Raw genomic sequence first — 3,663 nt, 5'->3', positions numbered from 1 at the left:
TCGGCGTGATCGTGCAGCTCGGCGGGCAGACGCCGCTGAAACTGGCGGCGAGGCTGGAAGCGGCGGGCGCACCGATCATCGGGACGAGTCCGGCCACCATTGACGAAGCCGAGGACCGGGCCAGCTTCAACGCGCTGTGCGAGCGGCTGGGCATTCCGCAGCCCAAGGGTCTGGTCGCCAAAAATGCCAGCGAGGCGCAGGAGCTGGCCGCCCGGCTGGGCTTCCCGCTGATGGCCCGGCCCAGCTATGTGCTGGGGGGCCGCGCCATGCGGACGGTCCGCAGCGAGGAAGAACTCCAGATTTATCTCGACGAGGTGTATTCCGCCGTGGAAGGGCAGCCGTCCATCCTGCTCGATCAGTACCTGGAAGGGGCGCTGGAACTCGACGTGGATACGCTCTGCGACGGGCAGATTGCCGTGGTCGCGGGCATCATGGAGCACATCGAGGCCGCCGGGGTGCATTCGGGCGACAGCGCCTGCATCATCCCGCCGGTGAACCTGAGCGCCGAGCTGAGCGAGATTATTAAATCCACCACCGAGCGGCTGGCGCTGGAGCTGGGCGTGCGCGGCCTGATGAACGTGCAGTGGGCCATCAAGGACGGGGTGGCGTACATCCTGGAGGCGAACCCACGGGCCAGCCGCACCGTGCCCTACGTGAGCAAGGCCACCGGGCATCCGCTCGCCAAGTACGCCGCCCGCATCGCCGTGGGGCAGACCCTGGCGCAGATCGGGTTTACCGAGACGCCCACTCCGGCCATGTACAGCGTCAAGGAAGTGCATCTGCCGTTCCTGAAGTTCCGGGGCGTGCTGCCCATATTGGGGCCGGAGATGAAGAGCACGGGCGAGAGCATGGGCATCGACGCCGATCCGTATCTGGCGTACTACCGCGCCGCGCTGGGGGCCAAGAGCAACCTGCCGCTGAAAGGCGTGGCGCTGCTGCTTGGTGAGGGGTTGGATGGAGTCGCCGCCGAGCTGGAGCGGGCCGGGCTGAGCGTGATCAGGAAGCAGGATGGGGAGAGGTTGCCGGATTTGTTGATCGACGTGACGGGGAGCCAACTGCTTCGCACGGCGCTGGAGCGGGGCGTGCCGATTGTGAGCACGAAGGAAGGGGCCGAGTGGACGGCGAAGGCGATAGGGGCAGCGCAAGGGGCGGAATTGGGAGTTAGGAGCTTGCAGGGGTGGTTGGGGTAGAAAAACTTACATTCCTAATTCTCTACGCCAGTCTTTTATAGTTCTGCCCAATAGTTTATTAGAAAAAGCTTTTTCTTTGTAAATTTTATTAATCTTTTCATCATAAATACGCCAGATCTTGCCAAAATTGTGTGTTTCTATCTCCCAAACTACTAAGCCGCCAATAATTTTTGATTGATACCCAGAGCTTTTTATGTTGTGGTTGTTAACTTTGCTTTCGAAAAGGTGATCCACGCTTGCAAATCTTACCCTATTTGAGTCAAATGGTAAGCCTTTTCTAAATGCTTTCAGTCCCCCAGCGCCCCATGTCTTGTCACGAAGCTCTGCGAGTTCTCTTGCATTGCATATGTATGGCTCATACATAATCGGAGACCCAGAGATTAGTTTGCTCATAACCCAAGGGAATATGACGATTAATGTGTCATTCTTAATATATGTGGGCGAAACATGAAATCTAGCGGTTATGTCATCTCCAGAGAATAAAAACCAGGTTTTCGATTCTATTGACAACAGAATCGTGTTGTCTAAAGTGTCAATTAGGTGAATATCTGGAAACTGAACGGTATTTCGAATAAATTTTAATCTGCTTAAATTGTTCCAATGGATTAACGGATACCACAATATCTTAAATCTGGTTGAATTTAAGATTTGTATTAATGCTTCCTCCGCTCCTTGGCCAACATAGTTGTTAAATTGATTTAGCAGAGATAAATATTTTCTGAACTCTGATCCAATAGTTTCGCCCTCGAAATCTGACGAAGGACTGTCCATTTCTACACCTTCAATCACAGCTTCTTCCAACTTTGGCATAGAAATCGCTAGATCTCTATCTAGTATGTGCTCAGATATTGCGCCTATTGCGCTTTTTATATTCTCTAACAAGTCTGGGTATAAATCATTTATTTTGATGATGCTACTAAATTTCTCCGATATAAGAGTAGAAAGACTTATAGAACTATATTTAGATTTAGTCATTATCTTGGCTCTCTTGAAATTCGAGAATATCACTGATTGCGTATTTCCTTCCTGTCATATTTCGCAAACCTTTAATAATTATCGTGAGGGTATTAAGATCGACTCTCTTAGGCTCTTTTCCAGAACGAACCAATCTATATACAGTATTAGGCTGGGCATCGTTTGCAATTGTCTTAGCAAGAGCATATGCAGATATGCCTTCTCTTTCGAGTAGGGAGCGTAACTTCCAGACGGTTTTATCCACTGCTATAATGTTACCTGGGTGACACATACCGTTACTAGTTGTGCAATGTGTCACCAAGATCTGCTAGAGTAAGCGTAATGATGCGAATGGCTGCACCACTCGAAAATGACTTCGCTGCGGCTCCAGTCGCCAAGGTGACACTGGAATATGGCGACTCACTGACTAAGTATCATTATTGGCCGCAGCCAACCGTGATTCTCTCCGATGGAGCATATGGAATATCTGGCTTCCCTGGCGACCTTGATTCACCCGCAAAGCTTGCCGAATGGTATGAACCTCACATTAAAGTTTGGAGTGAGGCAGCGACCTTAGAGACAACTTTATGGTTTTGGAACACAGAAGTCGGTTGGGCTACTGTGCATCCTATTTTAGAAAGGTACGGCTGGGTGTATAGAGGTTGCAATATCTGGAATAAGGGGATTGGGCATATTGCAGGTAATGCAAACACTAGAACGCTACGTAGATTCCCCGCTGTTACCGAAATATGTGCACACTATGTGAGGAGAAGTGAGGTCAAATTATCAGATGGGGTTCAATCGATGAAGCATTGGCTTAGATCTGAATGGAAGAGAACTGGATTACCCTTATACTTAACTAATGTAGCCTGTGGAGTTGCCAATGCAGCCACACGCAAGTATTTTACCGACTGTCATTTGTGGTATTTCCCCCCAAAAGACATGTTCGAAAAATTCTCTGAATACGCTAATAATCACGGAGATCCATCTGGACGTCCTTATTTCAGTTTAGATGGTATAGAGCCTATTTCATCAGAAAAATGGGAGAGAATGCGAGCCATATTTCGACTTCCAATCGGAAAAACTAATGTTTGGGACATACCTGCACTAAGAGACAAAGAAAGATTAAAAACTTCAAATAAATCCATACATCTTAATCAAAAACCTATTGAAATAATAAAAATGCTCATAGAAGTATCTTCTGACAATAAAGATGTAGTTTGGGAACCTTTCGGCGGGTTAGCGACTGGCGCAATTTGCAGTCTTATGTTAGAAAGATCGTGTTTCTCAGCCGAAATAGACTACGCAGTATACGAAATAGCTTTAAAAAGATTAGAAGGTTTTCAAAGTAGATTATTATAATATCACTTCGCACCCACTTCTGCTTGGGCGGGTTGGGGTGGCGGGGGCGGAGTGGGCGGTCAGTTCTAGCTCCATTCTGTGCCAAGCTGGTGCTGTGGCCGAACCTGAGCAGAATTTCCTGACCACCGAACAGGTCGCGGCCCGCCTGGGTGTAAAG

Annotated in this window: 4 protein-coding genes; 2 read left to right on the top strand and 2 right to left on the bottom strand. The window is 49.1% G+C overall.

All coding sequences use genetic code 11. The annotated features are described in order from the left end of the window. A partial coding sequence (locus tag Q0R23_RS11495; RefSeq protein ID WP_293913166.1) for an ATP-grasp domain-containing protein occupies window positions 1-1,190 on the top strand: 1,190 nt, incomplete at its 5' end. A 6-nt stretch (window positions 1,191-1,196) separates the two neighbouring features. Here the strand turns inward: Q0R23_RS11495 and Q0R23_RS11490 are convergent. Together Q0R23_RS11490 and Q0R23_RS11485 are read right to left on the bottom strand one after the other, a co-directional pair. Beyond that, complete coding sequence (locus Q0R23_RS11490; RefSeq protein WP_293913164.1) at window positions 1,197-2,165, bottom strand: hypothetical protein; 969 nt, start codon at window positions 2,163-2,165, stop codon at window positions 1,197-1,199. After that, window positions 2,158-2,409, bottom strand: a complete 252-nt coding sequence (locus Q0R23_RS11485) for a hypothetical protein (protein WP_293913162.1) — start codon at window positions 2,407-2,409, stop codon at window positions 2,158-2,160. The genes Q0R23_RS11490 and Q0R23_RS11485 overlap by 8 nt, the downstream gene beginning before the upstream one ends. 86 nt (window positions 2,410-2,495) lie before the next feature. Here Q0R23_RS11485 and Q0R23_RS11480 point away from each other — a divergent pair, with 86 nt between their 5' ends. Beyond that, window positions 2,496-3,506 (top strand): DNA methyltransferase, encoded by a 1,011-nt coding sequence (locus tag Q0R23_RS11480; protein ID WP_293913160.1) that lies wholly within the window; start codon window positions 2,496-2,498, stop codon window positions 3,504-3,506. Window positions 3,507-3,663 lie beyond the last annotated feature (157 nt).

This window comes from Deinococcus sp. (assembly GCF_025362455.1).
Lineage (GTDB): Bacteria > Deinococcota > Deinococci > Deinococcales > Deinococcaceae > Deinococcus.
This window is presented reverse-complemented; position numbering and strand designations above follow the sequence as displayed.